16 protein-coding genes and 3 pseudogenes are annotated in these 23,635 nt (G+C 44.5%); all 19 read right to left on the reverse strand.

Annotated features, from left to right (window positions below):
- Nucleotides 1-186: 186 nt before the first annotated feature.
- Nucleotides 187-741: an imm11 family protein gene (locus tag P4S59_RS08225; protein WP_337168219.1), complete on the reverse strand. Its 555-nt coding sequence runs from the start codon at nt 739-741 to the stop codon at nt 187-189.
- Between the two features lie 645 nt (nt 742-1,386).
- Nucleotides 1,387-2,127, reverse strand: a complete 741-nt coding sequence (gene istB, locus P4S59_RS08235; RefSeq protein WP_238131037.1) for an IS21-like element ISVch3 family helper ATPase IstB — start codon at nt 2,125-2,127, stop codon at nt 1,387-1,389.
- Between the two features lie 10 nt (nt 2,128-2,137).
- Complete coding sequence (gene istA / locus P4S59_RS08240) at nt 2,138-3,670, reverse strand: IS21 family transposase (RefSeq protein ID WP_337167981.1); 1,533 nt, start codon at nt 3,668-3,670, stop codon at nt 2,138-2,140.
- Between the two features lie 428 nt (nt 3,671-4,098).
- Nucleotides 4,099-5,000, reverse strand: a pseudogene (locus P4S59_RS08245) (immunity 49 family protein).
- Nucleotides 5,001-5,168: 168 nt separating this feature from the next.
- Nucleotides 5,169-6,056 (reverse strand): immunity 49 family protein, encoded by an 888-nt coding sequence (locus tag P4S59_RS08250; RefSeq protein WP_337168220.1) that lies wholly within the window; start codon nt 6,054-6,056, stop codon nt 5,169-5,171.
- Nucleotide 6,057: 1 nt separating this feature from the next.
- Nucleotides 6,058-7,021, reverse strand: a pseudogene (locus tag P4S59_RS08255) (RHS repeat-associated core domain-containing protein); the annotation flags it as partial.
- Nucleotides 7,022-7,066: 45 nt separating this feature from the next.
- A complete protein-coding gene (locus P4S59_RS08260; RefSeq protein WP_337168221.1) occupies nt 7,067-7,966 on the reverse strand; it encodes an immunity 49 family protein in 900 nt (299 codons plus the stop codon).
- Nucleotides 7,967-8,924: pseudogene (locus tag P4S59_RS08265) on the reverse strand (RHS repeat-associated core domain-containing protein); the annotation flags it as partial.
- 45 nt (nt 8,925-8,969) lie between these two features.
- Nucleotides 8,970-9,863, reverse strand: a complete 894-nt coding sequence (locus P4S59_RS08270; RefSeq protein WP_337168222.1) for an immunity 49 family protein — start codon at nt 9,861-9,863, stop codon at nt 8,970-8,972.
- Nucleotides 9,864-14,240, reverse strand: coding sequence for an RHS repeat-associated core domain-containing protein (locus P4S59_RS08275; RefSeq protein WP_337168223.1), 4,377 nt, complete (start codon nt 14,238-14,240; stop codon nt 9,864-9,866).
- A gap of 423 nt (nt 14,241-14,663) precedes the next feature.
- Nucleotides 14,664-15,080 carry a membrane protein gene (locus P4S59_RS08280; RefSeq protein WP_012841836.1) on the reverse strand — a complete coding sequence of 139 codons (417 nt, stop codon included), beginning with the start codon at nt 15,078-15,080 and terminating at the stop codon, nt 14,664-14,666.
- On the reverse strand, nt 15,064-16,116 hold the full coding sequence (locus P4S59_RS08285; RefSeq protein ID WP_047008778.1) for a formate dehydrogenase subunit gamma: 1,053 nt from the start codon (nt 16,114-16,116) through the stop codon (nt 15,064-15,066). Before P4S59_RS08285 ends, P4S59_RS08280 begins: the two co-directional genes overlap by 17 nt.
- A gap of 14 nt (nt 16,117-16,130) precedes the next feature.
- Complete coding sequence (fdh3B, locus tag P4S59_RS08290; RefSeq protein WP_005377536.1) at nt 16,131-16,739, reverse strand: formate dehydrogenase FDH3 subunit beta; 609 nt, start codon at nt 16,737-16,739, stop codon at nt 16,131-16,133.
- Between the two features lie 11 nt (nt 16,740-16,750).
- A complete protein-coding gene (locus P4S59_RS08295) occupies nt 16,751-19,606 on the reverse strand; it encodes a formate dehydrogenase subunit alpha (RefSeq protein ID WP_104974107.1) in 2,856 nt (951 codons plus the stop codon).
- A 10-nt stretch (nt 19,607-19,616) separates the two neighbouring features.
- Nucleotides 19,617-19,817: a twin-arginine translocation signal domain-containing protein gene (locus P4S59_RS08300; RefSeq protein WP_005396171.1), complete on the reverse strand. Its 201-nt coding sequence runs from the start codon at nt 19,815-19,817 to the stop codon at nt 19,617-19,619.
- 73 nt (nt 19,818-19,890) lie between these two features.
- A complete protein-coding gene (locus tag P4S59_RS08305) occupies nt 19,891-20,517 on the reverse strand; it encodes a TorD/DmsD family molecular chaperone (protein ID WP_005495048.1) in 627 nt (208 codons plus the stop codon).
- Nucleotides 20,518-20,526: 9 nt separating this feature from the next.
- Nucleotides 20,527-22,188, reverse strand: coding sequence for a 4Fe-4S dicluster domain-containing protein (locus P4S59_RS08310; protein ID WP_337168224.1), 1,662 nt, complete (start codon nt 22,186-22,188; stop codon nt 20,527-20,529).
- 308 nt (nt 22,189-22,496) lie between these two features.
- The gene (locus tag P4S59_RS08315; RefSeq protein WP_337168225.1) at nt 22,497-23,126 is read right to left on the reverse strand and encodes a DUF3306 domain-containing protein; all 630 of its coding nucleotides are present in this window, start codon (nt 23,124-23,126) and stop codon (nt 22,497-22,499) included.
- The gene (locus P4S59_RS08320) at nt 23,116-23,580 is read right to left on the reverse strand and encodes a DUF3305 domain-containing protein (protein ID WP_005396177.1); all 465 of its coding nucleotides are present in this window, start codon (nt 23,578-23,580) and stop codon (nt 23,116-23,118) included. Before P4S59_RS08320 ends, P4S59_RS08315 begins: the two co-directional genes overlap by 11 nt.
- Between the last annotated feature and the right edge of the window lie 55 nt (nt 23,581-23,635).

The raw sequence follows: 23,635 nt of genomic DNA on the forward strand, positions 1-23,635 counted from the left end.
GAAATAAAAGAGGTCTTATGGTGAATGATTAAATCCGTCGAGAAGTCTTCCTGATTTAATCATTTTGAACAATTGCTTTGAAGTAAAACGCTTCGCTGCCCCTTTTGTAATCGCGTAACAACGAACCCCTCACCATAAACTTATAAGCCACCTCGTAAGAGATGGCTAAAAAATACCCAAGGAGCTCTAAAAAGGACGCCATTCACTTTCTGACTTAAATACCACTCCTGAAAAATCTTTGTTCTCGATTAATTCAGCCAGTTTTTCATCGACACATAATAACCACTCGATAGCATCCAGTTGAAATATAGTTTTCTGCATTTCAATATCTTTCTTAAGGACAACTCGATCAATTGAATCAACCTCTCCATCAAACTCACTAAATATTGAATGATTTCTATCCAGTAAATCGCAAATCGCAAGAACATTTAAAAAATAGTATTCACCAAAACTTTTACCTTGGTAATTAACCTCAATCGGTAGGAATTCAACTTCACTCGTTTGTGTGTGCTTAGAAATTAAATCAGATAACCGTCGACTCACGATTAATAAAGGACCACTAAGAAAACTATCCGCAGGCTTGTCATCTGATATGACATCAATAGTAACTTTTGGCCATTTGTCTCCTAGGGCAACGCCTCCCGACAGATTCAATCCTATTAATACACTAGACTGCGTTACTTTGCCTTGAGTAAGATCGGAATCTCTATCTACCTTGTTGGTCCAAATTTTAAGTGTCATTACTACTTCCTACTTTTCCATTGCGGATCATCCAATTGCGATCGAGCTTCATTCTTTTCCAGAGCATTCCTAATGTTACTTTCTGTTTTTCCAATTTCATCTACAAAAATCATATCATCGATCAAACCACGACCATACTTAGTTTACAACGCTCTCATTTCTCGTCGAACTAAAGCATCTGAGAACCTTGGTGCCTTGCACTTAGATGTCTACCCACGTGTAAGGGAAGGCCTATTTCGACAGATGTTTTAATATTAGTTGGAAGTGCAATCCCATTTGCACCTCTGTTAATGTTGTAATCAAGTTCGGTAGCTCTATGCATGACCGGATATTCCTGAGCAATATTGATACTAATTTGGTGATTTCCAGCATGGTTTTCAGGTAACCCGCCAACTATTTCGTTATTTAACTTGAGCCCATAACCTCTGCTTAAAGAACCGCCATAATAATTCGCAACACTCCCCCTTTGAGTTTTATTTAAGGGGATGATTTGGACAATTTCCTCTATACCTACAACATATTGAACTTTGCGTTTACTACCATCTGAATGATTGATATAACGATGATGCGTATTTCGGTGATTGCGAACGCTTGTTTCGGTTTATTCCGAACACCTTAACCAGCACTTTTTCTCTTTCCCTATTTTTACTCTAAGTGTTCGGATTGCGCCAGTTTTCTCATTGATTCTCCTCCCAGTTCTATTCGATGACTATTGTGAACTAGACGATCCATTAGAGCGTCAGCGACAGTGGCGTTGCCGATCATGTTGTACCATTCTTTTACTGGTAACTGGCTGATGACGATTGTGCTGCTGTTTTGGTAACGATCTTCAAGTACTTCTAACAAGTGACCAGCATGCTCTTGAGTCAGTTTTTCCATCCCCCAGTCGTCGAGGAGTAGTAAGCCTTTCTTAGCCAGCGACTGAAGTTGTTTTTGATAACTACCATCCAGACGACCTGCGGTCAGGTCATCGAGCAAGCGAGTTAATCGGTAGTATCTGACCGTTTGCTGTTGGTCGCAGGCGCTGGTTGCCAGTGCGCAACCAAGATACGTTTTACCTGCGCCTGTTGGGCCTGTGATCAAGATGTTCTGGTGCTTGTGCAGATAGCCACCCGTTAGCAGTTCGCTCATCTGCTTGCGGTTGAGGTTTCGTCCCTCCTTGTAAATAAGTTGGCTCGGCTGAGCATCCACTCTCAGCTTGGCTTGTCGTTTCAGGCGTTGGATTTTGGTTTGATTGCGATTCAAGATTTCACTTTCCAGAAGTAGGCTTAACCTCTCCTCGAAGTCCAGCTCTGCGTAGGTGGTCAGTTGCTCTTGTTGCTGCTCTAACGCTTTCGCCGCATGACTTAAGCGCAGGGTTTTGAGTTGGTCATTCAGTGCGTTCATATCCTTTCTCCTAGTGATAACAGTTCGGGCCACGAACATTGCTGTGAACAAGGTTCGGCGTATTCGCTTTATCTTTACTCAGGTGCCCCTCACGATTGTTCTTGAGTAGATTGTTGACGAAGGTGTAATTGGGTTTTGTCAGCATCAATGCATCTTTACAGGCTTGTTCTAGGCGCGACTCGCCATAGGTTTTACTCAGATTGAGCAGCCCAAGACAGGAACGATAGGCCTGCTCTGGATGAGGTTTGGCGTTCAGCATCTTATTGACGACTTCTCGGGTGGCTGGGCCGATATTGGCTCCCCAGTTGAGCAAGCGTCCAGGCGACCACTTTTGATGTTGATGGTTACTCGGCATGTGCTCTGGTTGAGTGCTGTTTCCACGTTCCCTTTGGCTGCGTGGATGTTGAGCGATCAAGTTACCTTGGTGGTAGATCTGCACCAGACGGTTGGAGGCTTCCAGCTCGACATGGTGGCCAACCAGTTGATGGGGAACCGAGTAGTAGTGACGGCGATATTCGATGTGATAATCAGGCCCAACTTTGGCTCGCTTGGTTTCGGTATAGAGATATCGCTGTTTAGGAAGGGGCTTTAACGCGGGTTTATCGAGTTTGTCGAACAGTGCTTTGCGGCTCGCACCATACTGCTTCATCTCACGTTCGTTTAAGTCATTCATAAGCTCACGGATGGCGAGGTTCAGCTCTTTAAAGGTATGGAAGGTTTGATGGCGAAGTCGCATCATGATCCAACGTTCCACTAGGAGGACGGCATTTTCTGCTTTGGCTTTGTCTTTCGGTTTGTAGGGGCGAGCTGGCATCACGGCAGTTTGATAATGATTTGCCAGTTTTTGATAGCTTTCATTAAGCCTCGGTTCATAACGGTTAGGTTTGCTGACCGCGCTGCGTAGATTATCGGGAACCAAGAGATGGGGGACGCCACCGAAGTGCTCGAAGGCATTGGCATGCGCCTCTAACCAGTAAGACTTCCCTTGGCTGGGGAAGGCTTCCACATAGGTGTAGTTGGACGCGCCTAAGCTTGCTACGAACACTTCTGCTTCGCGCACTTCACCTGTATCAGGGTTGACCACTTGAAGCCGAGGCCCACAGTAATCGATAAACAGCTTATCACCTGCAACATGGAGCTGACGCATACTGCGCTTTTGGGTTTTGAACCAACGAGTGAAGTGCTCGCAGAACTGAGTGTAAGCGTAAGCTTGCTCTTGATATTGCTCATGGTACTCCTGCCACAATAACATCTTTGTCATGCCTTTACGTTTGAGTTCGACAGCGTACTGAGCGAAGTCTGGCATAACCTTGTCTCGACTGGCTTGCTTCGAATGATATAGGGCTTTGGTAAGGTCCGTATCACTGCAACCTTCTGGGAGAGGCCAGCCTATCTGACTTTGCTTAAAGCGAGCGACAAGCTCTGAGACTGTTGCAAGGCTGACATTGAGACAACTAGCAATACTACGGTAGGACAACCCACACTCGTACTTAAGGCGTAATATCTCTTTGATTTTGTTCATTGGAGTTCTCTTTTTAGCCATTGTCGCTTCCTTACGTTCTTGTTTAAGAAGTAAAGAATAGCGAGCTATTGATTTAAAAGAGAAAAAGGAAGGATTTCGGGCATTCCGAACGCGGTTTTCGCTATTCCGAACGCTGATTTCGGAGTTCGCTTAAAAGTGTTCGGATAATCGCGGAATGTACGTTCGGATTAAACCGAAATAGGTGTTCGGGTCATACCGAAATGGCTGTTCGGAATGCTCCGAAATACGCACGATGAAAGGTAACTTCGTTCTTCTCGCAATCAATATGGTCTAAATCGTATTCATATCGAATATAATTTTTAACTTTGGGTTTTCTGATAATGCCACGAATGATGGCTCGTTCAGCAAACAACAAACTCCCCACCATAAAACATAAAGCCATCTCAAGAGAAAGATGGCTTATAGACTGAATTGCTAACTAAAGGGTGTTATCGAGTGATCTTCCCTGCTTTTACATCTTCTAACCAATGTCCTTCGACGAGATAAGGAGGAAGCCAACTGGTTTCAATAGATAGACGGTTGCCTTTGTCATACCACATACATGCCATACCAAGCAGAGGGAAAGATATGAAGGTTTCTATAGAAATTAAGCCCTCTGGCTTATCGAGCCTCATTTGGTATTGCTCTTGGAACTGTAGGTTCTTAATGAGTACTTCTTCAAAGTCATAACCGATGTCAGTTGTCAGGGCCGCAAAAGTTTCCAAAATACCCATGGCGATTTCTAATGCCCAATCATCACCCTGAGAAACTGCCGCGTCCATCGCGGCCACCAGTTTATCAGGGTAGTCCGACGTGCGGTTATGGAACGACTGAATGACATCTACTAGCATATAAGACAGCTCACCCGCTTTGGTAGAGCTCTGTCTCATCAAAGAAATCGGAAAGTTCGCCAATACATCCATGCTAGGTTTATCACGCACAATCACCGAAGTAAAATAAGCATCAAGCCACATTGAAGGACAAATAAAGCCTGTTTTAAAAATACCTTCACCATCCCATGTCACTTCTGGATAGCCGAGTATCTGGATACTTAATTCTTCATTGGGATTCATAGCAAGTTGATGATAACAGGCTCCCATTAAAGAAGTTTCGTAAAGACGTAATGTACAAATTTGTTCGTCTTCATGCGTAGTTTGAAACCAGGTATACCAGCGAACCTGGTCGATGGCAAAATCACCAAGACTAACCAAGTTTTCTCGCCTGACCTTAAGACCTTCTTTTCTGTTATCTAAAACCCGGTTTATAAAATTTTTTTACTCACAATGGCTTGTGTGTCAAGTTCAGGATTTGCTTTGCGCTCTACAATCTTGATCGATTCTTTACTTTGCATTTTGACTTAATCCTTTTGAATCAATTTTAAACTCTACTACTTCTACTACTACGTCTGAGGGCTTCAAGCTATTCGAGTAAAAGGGCTTAGGTATCTTTAAAAAGGACACATAATGCCAAGTGTAACGCAACAAAACGTCAGAAATGATGACCTAGCTCCCTTTGAATCTTAGCGAATTATATTTCCGGCTTTTACATCCTCTAACCAACACCCTTCGACGAGATAGGGAGGAAGCCAACCAGTTTCGACAGATAAACGGTTGCCTTTGTCGTACCACATACTAGCCATGCCAAGCAGAGGGAAATTAATGAACGTGCGGATGCCTATCCTATCTGGTCCTAATTCTCTAAGATGATATTTCTCTTGAAACTGTAGGTTTTTAACGAGCACTTCCTCAAAATCATAACCAATGTCAGTAGTGAGCGCTGCGAAGGTTTCTAGGATCCCCATCGCAATTTCCAACGCCCAGTTATTCCCTTGAGCTACCGCTGTGTCCATTGCTGCGACGAGTTTATCAGGATAGTCCGATGTGCGATTATGAAACGATTGGATGACATCTACTAACATGTAAGACAGCTCACCCGCTTTAGTAGAGCTCTGTCTCATCAAAGAAATCGGAAAGTTCGCCAATGCGTCTAAACTTGGCCTGTCACGCACAACTGTCGATATAAAATACATATCAATCCATCTATTAGGATTTATGCACCCCGTTTTTAAAATACCTTCACCATCCCACTTTACTTCAGGATAGTCGAGAATCTTGATAGTTAATTCTTCATTGGGATTCATAGCAAGTTGATGATAACAGGCTCCCATTAAAGAAGTTTCATAAAGGCGTAATGTACAAATTTGTTCGTCTTCATGAGAGGCTTGAAACCAGGTATACCAGCGAACCTGGTCAATGGCAAAATCACCAAGACTAACCAAGTTTTCTCGCCTGACTTTAAGGCCTTCTTTTCTTTTATCTAATATTTTATTGATAAATTCTTTCTCAGAAGAAACCCCACTTTGACTCAACTCAGGGGTTGCTTTGCGTTCTACAACTTTACTTTGCATTTTAAATTAGCCCTTTAGAATTAATTTTAAACTCTGCCACTTTTAGTTTTACATCCGATGCATCCCCGTTCTCTTGAATGCTTGCTTGAGTATGTATATATCGAATAGGTATGCCGGATAAAGCTGCATCTTGGATTTGTCTTGCTGTTATTTTTCAGTCGTCCCTTCCTTTTTTCAGACATTAGGTTGGTGATTTCTGCAGTGTATTCCGTTGTCCCTTGCTGATATGCCATATTTCCAATTTTTCTGCTACCCAGCGGGCTGCTACCCCCTTTAGCCTCAACAATGATAATTTCACCTGGTGGTGGCTCTTCCACCTCGTAGACCATATCAAAGTCGCCCGGCTTCGAAATTGAGGTTCCAATATCTTTGGGATAAAGCAGCTTAGCATTAGGACGTTTACTCCGGACAAAGTCATCCGCGGCCAACTCACCTATCTTTGCAGACTGTTGGTTAATATTACCAATTTGAGCGTTTTATCCCTCTTCGCCATATCGAGCGTCCATTGCCTCTTGACGCTCTTTCAAGCATTCATCAATTTTTGCTTTGTTTTTTTCTGTTAGCTCATAATCACTCGTATTGAGTTCAGAGTTTTCTTTATACTCTGCTTTATTCAACACAAGATCTTCAGTGAAGATCGTGCAACCTTCTTCCCCGCCAACTTTCTCTGAGTCAAAAACATGCGCATTGACAAATTCCTCAATCCCAACAACATACTGCACTTCGTGTCTACTGCCATCTGAGTGATTAATATGACGATAAAAAGTAATCTCGTTTCTCTCGCAATCAATATGGTCTAAATCGTATTCATATCGGATATGATTTTTACCTTTTGGGAACGTTATTTGCGCCTGATACTCTGCCAGCATTTGCTGTAAGCATTTTAACCCTTCTTCACAGAGGAAACCTGTTGGGTCAATCCACTAGATGGGGTTGATTGAATATCGGTAAACATATAAGCCACCTCGTGAAAGGTGGCTTATATACTGAATTTCTAACTAAATGATAATTTATCGAGTGATCTTCCCTGCTTTTACTTCTTCTAGCCAACGCCCCTCGACGAGATAAGGAGGAAGCCAACCGGTTTCAATAGATAAACGGTTGCCTTTGTCGTACCACATACAAGCCATGCCAAGCAGAGGGAAATTAATGAAAGTGCGGATGCCTATCCTATCTGGTCCTAATTCTCGAAGATGATATTTCTCTTGGAACTGTAGGTTTTTGACTAGCACTTCCTCAAAGTCATAGCCAATGTTAGTAGTTAGCGCAGCGAAGGTTTCTAGGATCCCCATCGCAATTTCCAACGCCCAGTTATCTCCTTGAGCTACCGCTGCGTCCATTGCTGCAACCAGCTTATCAGGATAGTCCGATGTGCGGTTGTGGAATGACTGAATGACGTCTACTAGCATATAAGACAGCTCACCCGCTTTGGTAGAGCTCTGTCTCATCAAAGAAATCGGAAAGTTCGCCAATATGTCCATACTAGGTTTATCACGCACAATCACCGAAGTAAAATAAGCATCCAACCATCGATTAGGGTGTAAACATCCAGTTTTCAAAATACCTTCGCCTTTCCATGTCACTTCTGGATAATCAGGTAATTTAACGCTTTGAGGTTCGCTTGGTTTAATGGCAAGTTGATGGTAAAAAGCACGCATCAATGACGCCTCATAAAGGCAAAGTGTTCCGATTTGTTCAGTTTCTATTGAAGATGGAAAGCAAGTATACCACCTCACTTGTTCTGAAACGCCGTCGCTAAGAGCGACTAAGTTCTCTCTACGGATTACAATTAGCTCTTTGCGCTCGTCTAAATCCTCATTGATATACATTTGGTAGTCAGCGACATCATTTAGTGTCAGATGAGGTTCCGCCTTTCTCTCTACGTGATTTTTCTTATTTTTTTCAGGCATTTATTTCACTCCTAATCCTACGTTAAATTCTTTTACATTAACTGAAGAAACATCTCCAGCATCAGAAATAGCGGTTTGAGTATGAATATATCTAACGGGAATTTTCTTTCTCAATGCTTTATTTATACTTCTGGCCGCTTTCCATTCGGTTGTATCTTTGTCCTTTTGAGCCATTAAATCAGTAATTGCAGTTGCATATTCAGTTGTCCCTTGCTGATATGCCATATTTCCGAGCTTACGGCTGCCTAGCGGGCTGCTACCCCCTTTGGCCTCAACAATGATAATTTCACCTGGTGGCGGCTCTTCCACCTCGTAAACCATATCAAAATCGCCCGGCTTCGAAATTGAGGTTCCAATATCTTTGGGATGAAGCAGCTTAGCATTAGGACGTTTACTCCGGACAAAGTCATCCGCGGCTAACTCACCAATTTTTGCAGACTGTTGGTTAATATTGCCAATTTGAGCGTTATATCCCTCTTCGCCAGTTCGGGCGTCCATTGCCTCTTGACGCTCTTTCAAGCATTCATCAATTTTTGCTTTGTTTTTTTCTGTTAGCTCATAATCACTCATATTGAGTTCTGAGTTTTCTTTATACTCTGCTTTATTCAGCACAAGATCTTCAGTGAAGATCGTGCAACCTTTCTCCCCACCAACTTTCTCAGAGTCAAAAACATGCGCATTGACAAACTCCTCAATCCCAACAACATATTGCACTTCGTGTCTGGTGCCATCTGAATGATTAATATGACGATAAAAAGTAATCTCGTTTCTCTCGCAATCGATATGGTCTAAATCGTATTCATATCGGATATGATTTTTACCTTTTGGGGAACGTTATTTGCGCCTGATACTCTGCCAGCATTTTCTGTAAGCATTTTAACCCTTCTTCACAGAGGAAACCTGTTGGGTCAATCCACTAGATGGGGTTGATTGAATATCGGTAAACATATAAGCCACCTCGTGAAAGGTGGCTTATATGCTGAATTTCTAACTAAATGATAATTTATCGAGTGATCTTCCCTGCTTTTACTTCTTCTAGCCAACGCCCCTCGACGAGATAAGGAGGAAGCCAACCGGTTTCAATAGATAAACGGTTGCCTTTGTCGTACCACATACAAGCCATGCCAAGCAGAGGGAAAGAGATGAAGGTTTCGATTGAAATCAATTTTTTAGGAGCATCCAAGCGCATTTGATATTGCTCCTGGAACTGCAGGTTCTTAATGAGTACCTCTTCAAAGTCATAACCAATATCAGTTGTCAGGGCGGCAAAGGTTTCTAAAATGCCCATGGCGATTTCTAATGCCCAGTCATCACCCTGAGCAATTGCAGCGTCCATTGCTGCAACTAGCTTATCAGGGTAATCCGATGTGCGGTTGTGGAATGACTGAATTACATCCACTAACATGTAAGAAAGCTCACCTGCCTTAGTGGCGCTTTGCTTCATTAGAGAAATCGGAAAGTTCGCCAACAGGTCCATACTGGGTTTGTCACGCACAATCACCGAAGTGAAATAAGCATCAAGCCATCGGTTAGGGTGTAAACACCCCGTTTTTAAAATACCTTCACCTTTCCAGGTTACTTCCGGGTATCCAGGTAATTGAATACTTTGAGGCTCGTCAGGTCTCATGGCGAGCTGATGATAAAAGGCACGCATTAATGATGCTTCATACAGACATAGTGTACCGGTTTGTTCGTTTTCGATTGAATGTGGAAGCCATGTATACCACCTCACCTGCTCAAACGCTTCATCGCTTAAAGCAACTAAGTTCTCTCTGCGAACATTGATTACGTCTTTACGCATATCAAGGTCTCGATTAATATCAGAGCTGTAACCTTGGACTAACTCTGGGGTCAGTTTCGGATTAGCATTTCGCTCAATTCTAACTTTCCTAGACATTTATAACTCCCCTAAATCTATTTTAAATTCTTTGCCTTTAACCTTTGAAACCTGTCCCGCGTCATAGATTGCCGTTTGAGTATGAATGTACCTAATAGGTCGCCCTCTCTTTAACGCTAGTTTTATTTCCGTTGCCGCTTCCCACTCTGTTGTACCTCGCTCATTCTTAGACATCTCACCAATAATTGCTGCTGCATATTCAGTTGTCCCTTGCTGATATGCCATATTTCCAATTTTACGGCTGCCCAGCGGGCTGCTGCCTCCCTTAGCCTCGACGATGATTATTTCTCCGGGATCGGGCTTCTCTACAAGGTACACCATATCGAAATCGCCCGGCTTCGAAATTGATGTTCCAATATCTTTGGGATGAAGCAACTTAGCATTAGGGCGTTTACTCCGGACAAAGTCATCCGCGGCCAACTCACCAATTTTTGCAGATTGTTGGTTAATATTGCCGATTTGAGCGTTATATCCCTCTTCGCCAGCTCGAGCGTCCATAGCCTTTTGACGCTCTTTCAAACATTCATCAATTTTTGCTTTGTTTCTTTCTGTTAGCTCATAACCACTCGTATTGAGTTCAGAGTTTTCTTTATACTTTGCTTTGTTCAGCACAAGATCTTCAGTGAAGATCGTGCAACCTTCTTCCCCACCAACTTTCTCTGAGTCAAAAACATGCGCATTTACAAATTCCTCAATCCCAACAACATACTGCACTTCGTGTCTGCTGCCATCTGAATGATTGATATGACGATAAAAAGTAATCTCGTTTCTCTCACAATCAATATGGTCTAAATCGTATTCATATCGAATATGATTTTTACCTTTGGGTTTGCGGATTTTGACTTGCGAGCGAACACCATCTTCTCCGACGGATGACTCTTTTGCTGCTTCTAAAATCTGATCGCAAACCTCTTGGGGGACATCGCTTTGCGCCTGATACTCAGTCAGCATTTGCTGTAAGCGTTTTAGCCCTTCTTCACAAAGGAAACCTGTTGGGTCAATCCACTGGATAGGATTGACTGCATATTGGTAATGGTTAATGCCACCAGCAATAGATATCGGGTCTTGTTGGATAAAACGTCCTAGCTTAGGGTCGTAATACCGAGCGAGGTTGTAATGTAAGTTGGTTTCTCGATCGAAGTACTGCCCTTGAAAACGCAATGGATTTGCTACATTTTCAATATGTACATGAGCAAAACCGTGAGCATCGTAACTTGCACTCCATACAACATTCCCTTCGCAATCGATTAGTCGCTCTGGTTTACCAACTTGATCGCACTGGTACCAATAAATAACGTCATTTTCTAGCAGTGCCACTGGCGTGTAGGTTTCAGGTTGATATAGGTACCAGCGGAAAGCACCTGAAGAGCGTTCACCAATTAAACGTTCACCTTCCCACAAGAACTCTGTAACGCCTTTTTGTGTAATTTTCTTCGTTCTGCGCCCTAGAGCATCATATTCATATTGACTGATGACATCGTCGGTGTGAACTTCAATGAGCTGATTTAACGCATCAAACACTCGAGTCTGAACTTGTCCTTGCCCCTCACGTTTTGTCTGGTTTCCTTGCGCGTCATATTTGAACCGGACACGATCGTGTACTTCAATACGATCAGCGAATACCTCTGAAGTTGGCAAAGTAGGATTGCCAAAACTATCGTATTCAAACTTAGTCACTTCTCCGGAAGCATTGACTCGTTTCAGTTGCCCTAAGGCATCGTACTGATAATGCGTTGCTCCTACCGTATTATCAATGATTGATGAAATGCGGTTTTGTGCGTTGTAAACGTACTTTTTCTCTCTATCTGGCCAATGTTGTTCAACCAAACGACCAACACCATCATAAATGATGCGCTCATTAAAATGTGCCGTTTTAATTTGGGAAACTCGTCCCATTTCATCGTAATGAAATTTGATTTGAGGTAAATCTAGGTTTCCAAATCGAATCGCTGAAAAACGCCCATATCGATCATAAGAGAAGTTCAGCTCCGTATTATCTGGCAGTACCTGAGATACGCGTTGGCCAACTCTGTTAAACTCCTGCGCTATCTCAAACTGACCTTGAATGCGCTTTGTTAAATGCCCGAATGAAGAGTATTGGTATTGCAATGTTTGATGGCGATTGGATGCGAAAGTAAGTCGCCCACCAAGCGTATAATTGAAGTGGTTCTCTACAATACTGCGACCATTTCCTGCTTTGACGTGCTTGAGATAACCCGCAGCGTCATAGCGGTACAGCACGGTCCTATCGGCGACTTGCTTACGATGGATCCGCCCCATATCGTCATAATTAAATTGGCTTTGTAGATTATCAAACCCAACAGTTCCTGATAGCTGGCCTTCATCGTCATACAGGAATTCGAATTCTAAGCCGTCACTCCGAACTAATTTAGTCAGGTTACGTTGTTGATTGTATTCATAAGAAATATGGCTGCCATCGGGGAAGATGACTGCTTCTTGTTGCGCGAGTGCTCCCCACTGATACGAGGTAATGCCTGCTGGCGTTCGAATCTGAGCAACACGGCTGTGCTCATCGTAAGAATATTCTTCGCTATAACCGACTTTGTCTTCGTCGTTAAAATAACGAACTGATGTACGCCTGCCAAATTGATCATAAGCGAGTTGAGCAATACACCCATCGGGATAAGCGACGCCATTCACCAGATCTTCTTCGTTGTAGCTGTAACGAAGTAATGTACCGTCTATTTCATTCGCGATAAGTCTTTGTTGTTCATCCCACCACCACTGACTTTTCTTACCATCTTCAGACTCTTTTTTGACGACTTGACCGTGTTTATCGTAATCATATTCCGTGACACAGCCGAACTGATCGGTATCCCAAACTCTTTGACCGAGGCTATTGTAGTAAGCCTTCTCGATATCCCCGTCAGGTGAAACCGTTTTAACTAACTTACCTAAGCCGTCATAACCATATTGAATTTCTTTGCCAGAGGAATGAAGCTTAGAAACTAATTGACCATGCTGATTATATTGATAATTGACCGTTGACTGATCAGGATAGATAGCTTGTGCTTTTCGTCCTAATTCATCATATTGCCATCGCCAAGTTTTACCTGTGGGGCTTATTTTCTCGAGTATGTTACCCTGCTCGTCATGCAAGAAAGACCATTGATGATCTAACGAGTCAGAATAAGAAGAATGATTTCCCTGATAATGGAAGCGATAGTCATAAATTCCTGCGTCCCCAACGTTCCTGATGCATTTCGCGTTAGCACCTTCGCCATCCCATTCAAAATAATGAGTAAAGCCAGTTGGTCGTACACGCTTAACAATTAAATGACCGCTATATTGATATTGTTCCTTTAAGCCCAAATGATTAGTTGCACTGACCAAATCATCGTGCTCATCATAGGTATAAGTTGTCAGAACTTTTTGGGACTTTGCATTAAGCAGTTCTACAAGGCGTCCTTGCTTATCATATTGACATTCAAGAACCGGACGCTTGTTATATGCGATCTCGATCAATCGATGGTTTCGAGAATACTGCAATTGAAACGTTGAAAACGTGCCATTTCTAACTTGTTTAACAAGCCAACGATCATCTTTTTGCTCAAACCGATATTGATGCCCACTAGCGAGCGTTACAATCCGAGTTGTTGAGCTCAGGAAATAACAGCTCGCACCAGCGTATATTTGATAACTTGTTGCTCCAATATCTACTGGCTCAAATTCTGTGATATCGGCCTTATCGTCAACAAACTCCCAAGCGATAACATTATCTTTCTCGTCCGTCTTTTCGCGTAATTCAAACTGAAATGCATGTCGCCAACCAAAGCCCATTCCATGATTTACATCCGACTGCGAAGAGCGATAAGTACGCTGCCAAGTAGTGCCTTGTTGCAGCTCGATATCATAGAGTTCGAGAATTTCTTCACCCGTAACAAGTGATACAGGGTCACCGGCTTTCTCATGTTTTTCGCTACTTTGTTGCTGAGGCTTGGCGGATGCGGCACTTCTTCCACTCTTTTTATTCGACTTCCCCTTTCCCTTCGACGGCTTTGTATTGACGGTACTACGAGTCGGTGGAGGCGTAACCGCAGAGGAGAGTGCGTAGTTTTCTCCAGTTGGCAAAATTCGAGCGACATGCAAGTCACCGTTCACCAAAGCATTGGCAAACGTTGAATTATAGTGTTGGGAAGTAAGCTCACCGTCAGGTATGTTTGGCTTGAATTGACCAATCGCATAGAACAAGTCCTCGACAGAGCGAAGGTCAAGCTCACCAAGGCTCTCAAGAAACTCTATTGCCTCTTGTATGGTCACGAATGTTTTAGGTTCGCCGCTAGTAAGTAACTGACCTGAGAAGTGATAGCTTTCGCCAAAGCGATTCGTGATAGGAATGACGAATTGAGGGATCATAGCCGTAACGTGTTTGTCCTTTTCTTACCTTGCCGCATCATTTAATGCTCGTTTCGCTCTTTTTATTTGTGAGAGCAAGATGCCTTAATCAAACATCCTCCGATAGAGATTCCTCTGTATGCGTAGACTGAATGTATTGATGGCAATTTTCACGTATGCAACTCTTTGAATTTCTGAGCGCAGCGTACTTTAACGGGACGATGAATCCTGAGTAAATGAACAATAGCGTGAGTGAGACTAATGTCTCATCGCGACGCGATTTTTTTACATGTTTCTTACTTAACTATGATTTTCTGCCCAGTTACGTAAATTCACTCAATAAGTTGCATCAAGTATCACCCCTGCGACTCAGCGCTTCATATTTGAGACGTGACAGCAACAAAAAAACCGCCTTAACAGGCGGTTTTGCTTAAAGAGTGCTGATTAAAGGTTTGGACCTGTCGATGGTCTGTGTGGTTGGTTATTGCGCAGTTGCTGCATCCCTTGAAACATTCGCATAAACCACACCAAGATGGCTAATGCAGCAAACACCATCCCTACCCAAGGAATAAAGTAAGCGATGGTTTCAAGCAAAGTACTATGCAACCAATAATCACTCACGCCAACGAGTACACCATTAGAAGTCGCGACGGTGACGATCAACACAACAAAAAACGTCAGGTAGAGAAAGAAGGTACGAATTAAACCGTAGTAATGAGAAATCACTACGTCGCTGTCTTCTCCCTTATCTAATCGGTAACCAGCATAGATAATTGCGATAACGCCTGAGATCAGAAACGTAAACGGGGTCAGACAGCTCAGGATGTACGCAACCCAAATCCCATTATGAGGTTTGTTCATTCGCTTTCGCTCCTTTTGCTTCCGTTTGTGCCGTATCTGTTTCGCCCATCGCTTCTTTGGATTTCACTTCTTCATACCAAAGATCGTGATGCTCTTTCGCCCATGTTTCATCAACTTCACCTGTCACCATGCCTTCTAGCGCACCTTCCATACCGAATAGACCAATATAGATGTGGAAGATAAAGCCACAGATTAGAATCAGTGCCGAAATCGCGTGAACTAAGTTAGAAAGCTCCATGTCACGGCGAGTTTGGCCAAAGATAGGAAAATCTAGAACTAAGCCACTCACTGCCGCGATAGCACCAAAGAAGATCAATAACCAATAGATTGCCTTCTCGCCACCGTTTGAGAAACCAGCTGACGGGTGTGTGCCTTTGTGTTTACCAACCATACCGCCCATTTTCATGAACCAACGAACATCAGTCATGTTTGGAATCGACTTGCGCCACCATTTAAAGAGCACGAGCATCAGCAAAATGAAGAACAATGGTCCCATGTAATTGTGGTACTGCTTCGCCAACATGACGATAAAGCCCCAGAACTCAGTAGGAACGTACGGTTTTAAGAAGTGCTTACCGTAAACCAGCATCAAACCACTGAATGCCAACGTTAAGAATGTAAACGCCATACTCCAGTGAAGCGCGCGGTCTAAACGAGACCAACGTTTCATCTTTCTGCCAGTACGCGGCTTGCTAAGCATTAAAGGGCCAACAAGTACGTAAGCCATGATTACCATTGCAATACTGCCGAAAATCGCGACAGCACCAGCTGGAGACATCCATTTCTCTTTTAGAATGTACCAAGTCTCACCAGGTTTACTGATCAATACGCCATGTTCTGGCGATTGAGACGTGGTGTAGCCTTCTTGCCCCTCTCTGACCTCGCGCCAATAGTCTGCCCCGGCGAGTTGCGTGATCTCCTGTTGAATAACTTTAGAAGATTGTTCCTCTGCTGAAGCAGGCATTGCGAAAGTCAGCAGCAATGCCGTCATCATTGACAGCATTGCTAGAGACGCACGTTTAAGCGTGTTTAACATGTGCCTCTCCTTACTTAGCTTTTCGTCGCATCGTAAGAAAGATCGTTTCCGTCTGTCCAACCTGCGTTTTTCGCGCCGCGTTCTACCACACGTTGACGGAAAATGTCAGAGACTTTCTCTGCGTCACCCGCAAGCAGCGCTTTTGTTGAACAAAGCGATGCACACATTGGTAACTTGCCTTCTGCGATACGGTTCGCACCGTATTTTTGGCGCTCTTCCTCAGAGCCAGGCTCTGTTTCTGGGCCGCCCGCACAGAAAGTACATTTATCCATTTTGCCACGTTCACCAAACGCTTCTTGTTTAGGGAACTGAGGTGCGCCAAACGGACAAGCAAACAAACAGTAACCACAACCGATACACAGATCTTTATTGTGAAGTACGATACCGTCTTCGGTATGTTCGAAACAATCAGCTGGACAAACTGCCATACAAGGCGCATCGGTACAGTGCATACAAGCAACAGAGATGGAGTTTTCACCGGCTTCACCATCGTTTAGTGTTACCACGCGGCGACGTTGAATGCCCCATTCAAGCGCATCGTCGTTTTCGTTCTTACATGCAGTAACACAGCCGTTACACTCGATACAGCGCTTGGTGTCACATAGAAATTTCATTCGTGCCATTGTCAGACTCCTTACGCTTTACGAATGTTACATAGGGTTACTTTGGTTTCCTGCATCAAGGTAACCGGGTCGTAACCGTAAGTGGTTGCCGTGTTGGCCGATTCGCCAACAACGTAAGGCTGTGTACCTTCTGGGTATTTAGGACGTAGGTCTTCACCTTCGAACTTACCGCCAAAGTGGAACGGAATGAACGCCAAGCCAGGTTTCACACGGCGTGTTACCATCGCTTTCACCTTGATTCGTCCCTTCTCTGCACCTTCAACCCAAACATCATCACCATCTCTGAAACCAAGGTCGTTCGCGTCTTTCGGATTCACTTCAACAAACATTTCTTGTTGAAGCTCGGCAAGCCATGGGTTTGAACGCGTCTCTTCACCACCACCTTCGTATTCAACCAGACGGCCCGAAGTCAGAACGATTGGGTACTCGCCCGATTTGTCTTGCTCTTGAATGGATTTATACAACGTAGGAACACGGAAGATGGCATCTTTGTCGTCCCAAGTTGGGTAATCCGTTACAAGGTCACGGCGCGGTGTGTATAGTGGTTCACGATGCAGTGGTACGCGGTCTGGGAACGTCCAAACAATCGCACGCGCTTTCGCGTTACCAAATGGAATACAACCATGCTTGATCGCGACACGCTGAATACCGCCAGAAAGGTCAGTCTTCCAGTTTTTACCCTCTGCTGCCGCTTTCTCTTCAGCGGTTAGATCGTCCCACCAACCTAGTTGTTTCAATAACTTGTCAGTGAACTCTGGGTAACCATCTTTGATTTCACAGCCTTTCGAGTAGCTGTCTTCTGCAAGAAGGCTCTTGCCTTCGAATTCCACACCAAAGCGCGTACGGAAGTTACCGCCGCCTTCTGCAACCGTCTTAGACGTATCGTACAGAATGTGTGTACCTGGGTGTTTCATTTCCGGTGTACCCCAACATGGCCAAGGTAGACCGTAGGTTTCACCGTTTACAGGGCCACCTTCCGCTTCCAATGTGGTTTTGTGGAACGTATGCCAGTTTTGTTGGTGCGCTTTCAAACGCTCTGGGCTTTGGCCTGTGTAACCAATCGTCCACATGCCTTTGTTGAATTCACGCGTTAGGTCTTCAATCACCGGCTGGTTGTTTTCAACACGGATGTTTTTGAACAGAAGATCGGAATAGCCCAGTTTCTTCGAAAGCAGGTACATGATTTCATGGTCAGGTTTTGATTCGAACAAAGGTTCAATCACCTGATCACGCCATTGCAGAGAGCGGTTAGAAGCGGTAACACTGCCGTATGTTTCAAACTGCGTTGTTGCAGGAAGCAGGTAAACGCCGTCGGTACGGTCGTTCATTACCGCAGCAACAGTTGGGTATGGGTCCACAATCACCATCATGTCCAACTTCTGCATCGCTTTTTTCATCTCAACACCACGTGTTTGAGAGTTCACTGCGTGACCCCAGTAGAACATTGCACGGATGTTTTCGCGTTGACGAATGTTGTCTTTGTTTTCCAGTACGCCATCCACCCAACGAGATACAGGAATACCTGCACTGTTCATTGGTTTTTGACCACCGTAAGCGTTGTCATCGAAACGACCTTTGATCCATTCGTAATCGATTTCCCACACTTTTGACCAATGACGCCAAGCACCTTCAGAAAGGCCGTAGTAGCCCGGTAGCGTGTCAGAAAGTACGCCAAGGTCGGTTGCGCCTTGTACGTTATCGTGACCACGGAAGATGTTTGCGCCGCCGCCTGATTTACCAATGTTACCAAGTGCTAGCTCAAGCACACAGTAAGCACGTGTGTTGTTGTTACCGGTAGTATGCTGAGTACCACCCATACACCAAACGATACAGCCTGGGCGATTTTCAGAAAGCAGTTTTGCTGTTTGGTAAACGTCTTCTTCGCTTACGCCTGTTACACGCTCAACTTCTGCTGGCGTCCACTTCGCTACTTCAGCACGGATTTCATCCATACCGAATACACGTTGACGGATGAACTCTTTATCTTCCCATTGGTTTTCGAAGATGTGCCACAACACACCCCAAATGAATGCTACATCAGAACCAGGACGAAGTGATACATAGTGATCCGATTTTGCTGCCGTACGTGTACGACGAGGATCCGCTACGACGATCTTACAGTTGTTCTTCTCTTTCGCGATCAGAATGTGCTGCATCGCTACTGGGTGTGCTTCAGCTGGGTTTGAACCAATGAACAGCATTGACTTACAGTTGTGCATGTCATTGAAAGAGTTGGTCATCGCACCGTAACCCCAAGTGTTCGCTACACCCGCCACGGTTGTTGAGTGACAAATACGCGCTTGGTGGTCAACGTTGTTAGTGCCCCAAAGTGATGCCATTTTGCGGAACAAGTACGCTTGTTCGTTGCTGTGCTTTGCGCTTCCTAAGAAGTAAACCGAATCAGGGCCAGACTCTTTGCGGATGTCCATCACTTTGTTACCGATTTCTTCTATCGCTTGATCCCAAGAAAGCTTTTTCCACTTACCGTTTTCAAGCTTCATTGGGTATTTTAGACGACGCTCACCGTGACCATGTTCACGCAGTGCTGCGCCTTTTGCACAGTGACCACCGGCGTTAAATGGGTGGTCGAATGCAGGCTCTTGACCCGTCCAAACACCATTTTGAACTTCTGCGTAAATACCACAACCCACTGAACAGTGAGAACAGATAGTACGTTTCACTTCTGTTTTCGCTTCTGGATCGACGGATTTTGCTTGCGCTTTTTTCATCATTCCCGGTGCGAATAGACTAGCACCAACCACTGCGCCACCAGCGGCAAGCGAAGTGTTTTTCATGAATGCACGACGAGATACGCCAAGCTGGTTCGTTTCTTTGCTCACACTGTCGGAGCGTTTGACAAGTTTCATCCGTTATCTCCTAAAGTGTGTCGTAGTAATCGCGAATGTGTTGAGTTTCACGATACCCTTTCTTCTTCACGTCTTTTTCAGAAGGCTCAACCGTTTCTGAAGCAACGGCCACTTTCGTGGTTCCCGCAACAACAGCACCAGCAACGGCAGCGGTTGTGAAGCCTTTTAGGAGATCCCTACGGCTTGTGTTTATTTCTTTATTATCTTTCATCATTGCTTCCTTACCTTACGGTAGATCTTTGGAGACTCATGCCTCTCTATCGATATGACCAAGTACTGCTCGATTACTCGTAATCAGTGACGTTTTTCACATCAATTTTTAATTTGCTCTTACTGCTTTTGGTGTTCACGCTAAAGCGCACTTGCTCTAACGTTAAAAACGCATCGCAAAGCTGTGCAGCTGGCTTGTAGAAGTTCACGCTTTCTGCGTTCTCTAGTTGGCGCGTAAAAGATTGGAACCAAGGGGCGATGTGTTTGTTAAACACCGCTTGTTGAAGTTCTTCCTCTTCACCCGTCAGCATTGCCATCACTTCGCACAGTGCAGAAATATGGTCTTCAGGCTCTTTCACGTTCTCTTCTCGTTCGATGCCCAAAAGATCCAAATCGCGACGAATTTCCGCTAACGGTTTTTCCATCATCGAGCCAGTGCGATGCCAAGATCCGAATGGCACGACTTCACCACGGCCAATGCCAATAAACAGATCTTGATATTCTTCTTCTAACGCTTCTCGCTGCGCTTCGTTCGCGGCTTGTTGCAGTGCGAGCCAAGCTTTTTGCATCGCGCTCTCAGACGGTTCAATTTCTAGCGATTTCAGGAACGCCAGCATTTCATCACTTGGCGCACTACGAAAAAGTGCGGATAGAACGAGATAAATGTCTGTTCTCAGTGTTTGTTCTTGTTGTGTATCCACTGCGAGCTCCTAGTATTTCAATTGATTCATTGGATCTGCAGCCATCGATTCAAACATGTCGATCACACGACAGTCTTCACACATGGCGATGCGATTAATGGCAGCTTCATCAGAGAAGTGAGAATGACCACGAAGCTTGTTTTGCAGCATGTCGATCATTGATTGCGGTGCAAAAGGCTTGTGACAGCGAATGCACTCGGCTGCCTTTTCTTCATGAATCACAACCGCTTTCTGGCGTTCTTCTTTCACCCAGTTCATACGAGGAGTAAGCGTCAGCACTTTCTCTGGACACGCTTTCTCGCACAGCCCACATTGAATGCAGTCTTGCTCGACGAATTTAAGCGACGGAGATTGGCCGTCCGTATGCAATGCACGTGTTGGACACACCGCCACACAGCTCATGCACAACGTACAATCTTTGCTTTCACAAGAAACCGTGCCGTAAGGTGCATTCGCTGGCAGTTCAACAATGTTCTCAACTGGAATACGCGATGCTGACAACGCATCCAACGCCGTAAATAGACGCTGACGTTTGTTACCTTGCAAATCACCTAATGCCAAATCAAAAGACTCGGTACAAAGTGTCGGAGCACCTTCACGTAGTGATTCTAGATACAGAATGTCGATGGTTTCTTTGGCGATACCAAGTTGGTCGAGCAGTTCTTGAGCAATACCTACTTCGCTATTAAGTACACGAATAATGGTTTGAGGCATAAAACGCGAAGCCGCAAACAGCACCTGAGTGGCACCGTTCACAAGCGCGGCGAACCAAGTATCAATACCAACCGAAGGCAGTTCTTCCACCACAATTGGAATCACGTTATCTGGCAGTGCTTTTAGTGCCATCACGTTGTAGTTCTCGTGGCGAGAACTACAAATCAATACGATAGGATCTAAACCACCCGCTTGCTCATAGTTGGCTAGCGTACGTTCAATAAACTTTTGCGTATCTTCGGGGTTTGGCAATGCGTAATGAATAGCTTCTGTCGGACACGCTGTAGCACAAGTACCCACGCCTTGACATAGGTATGGATTGATCTCGATGCGATGGCCCGTTTTGTCGCTGCCTTCACTCGATAGCGCCCCTGCCGGACAAGCATCCACACAACGTTCGCAACCTTTTACGCCACGAGAGCTATGTGCACATAGATCGGTATCTAAACGGAAGAATTTCGGTTTATCGAATGTCCCCATCAAGGTTGGAATTTCTTCCAACGCCTCAGCCAGTTTCGGATAGCCACGACCAACTGGGTAGTAGCCCGGTACTGGTACTTCTTCCGACATGCAGCTGTTTAGGCAAAGATCGAGTACGATATCGAAACAATCGCTATTGATCGCGACCTTGGCAAGATTGTTGGTCGAACCATGATTTTCAATCAGAACTTCAAACGTACCTAAGAACCCTGAAACCTGAACCGAATTGGCGTAGTAAAGCTCGGGATTTGTTCCCTTTTCGCCATCGGTAGAAAGCAGTGTTAGGCTGTTCATTTGCGACAATTGCGCTGCCGCACTTTCGATGATTGCCGTTGGACCCACAATCAAAGTATTACCGCCGCTTTCATAGCTTACGGTTGGTGGAATAAGATTGGTCAACTCTACGGTATTTTCGAAAGCATACAGCCTCGCTTTACCGTTATTGGAAGTTGCTTGTTCTAATAGTTGTTTCAGCATTGCTCAATTCCATTTATGAACATGGATAGTCTTTTCCATCTCTTAGTGTAGTTAGCGCCGGAGATTCTGCTGATTAACTTATCAATGAGCATTCTTATTCCGCCATCTATAGGCGATGAATACTACGCAGTGCGTCCGTGCTAACTTCAACCAGATTGGTATTGAGCAACAAACAGCAAAGTTCATGCCAACAAAATATCAATTAACATTCAACCACTTAGATATTTTACCGACAAATAGTAGGGATAAAAAAACCGGTTGAGACATTTTGTCCCAGCCGGTTCATTGAGTGTTTAGTCAAAATGTACCTATTCTTTGTGTGGTATATTTTGTCTCACCTCGTTAGGCGGTGAATCCTCAGCAAAAGTATCACTTCCACCAGACACTGTATTTATATACAGTTCACTTTCATCTTGGGTAATTTCGGCACTTTTTTCGGCGTTTGGTTCTGCATCTTCAACCACCTCAGATGCGATATCGTCAGCATTAAGTTCAGCTCCTTGCGCCGTTTCAGCGTCAGGTTCTTCTTCCACTTTTTCTTTAACCCAATCACGCAGCGTCTCTGCGACGTCTTTAGAAAGTGACTTTAAGTTACTGTAATCATCATCGTAATCGTCTAGGCCATCACGCACGTTAAATTCTTCGGACAAGAACATTTTGCGCAGCGCGGCTTTCTTAACACTTTCTGAAGCTTCAGAAACCAGCAGTTGCGCCACAGACATTTCTTCGGGCTTTTCAGTCTCTACACTCGCGGTAATATCTGGAGCCAGACTAATCTCATTGACGTTCAAAGCGTCTGAGCTTTCGTCAGCGTTTGAAAGCGCTGTGACACTATCTTCGGATTGCTCCGTCTCTGCTATCGGCGTGATCTCTTCATCATGTTGGGAAGATTCTTCTAATTTACGTTTCGACCAACGGCTTAAAAAACTAGTTGCCATTTGCTCTGCCCGCTCCTTTGCGTTTCTTACGTCTTACTTCTAACAACTCACCGTGGCGACCGATGAAGGCTTCCATCCAAGCCTGAACGGCTAACGGCATATCGTTGGATAGTACAAGGTTGTCGCCATCCATATATTGCGCCGCGACAGATTGTGAAGCCGTTAGTAGCTGTATCGCTGGTTTTTCACCAGACTCGACGTTATCCATCACTAAAAAAAGTTTAGGTTGCTGAGAGCTTAAGTTAAAGCGGTAGTCTGTACGCTCGTCTTTGTGCAATTGCAACAGACAAACATCTGGAGTCTCTTCCGTCGGATTTAGCGCAAATCCCGTCAACTGCCATTGGGTTGTTACCCAAATCCCTGTACTGATCTCATGCTCAACAAGCTCTACGCCAATTGGCCATGCGTCTTCGGTCTTCTCGTAATTGTTCTCGAAATCTTTCTTATCCGACATAACTCACCCAGTTTTTCTATTTTGGTCTGAAAGCAATCAGGACACTTTGACCTTA

The organism is Vibrio sp. M60_M70 (genome assembly GCF_037162085.1).
GTDB lineage: Bacteria > Pseudomonadota > Gammaproteobacteria > Enterobacterales > Vibrionaceae > Vibrio > Vibrio diabolicus.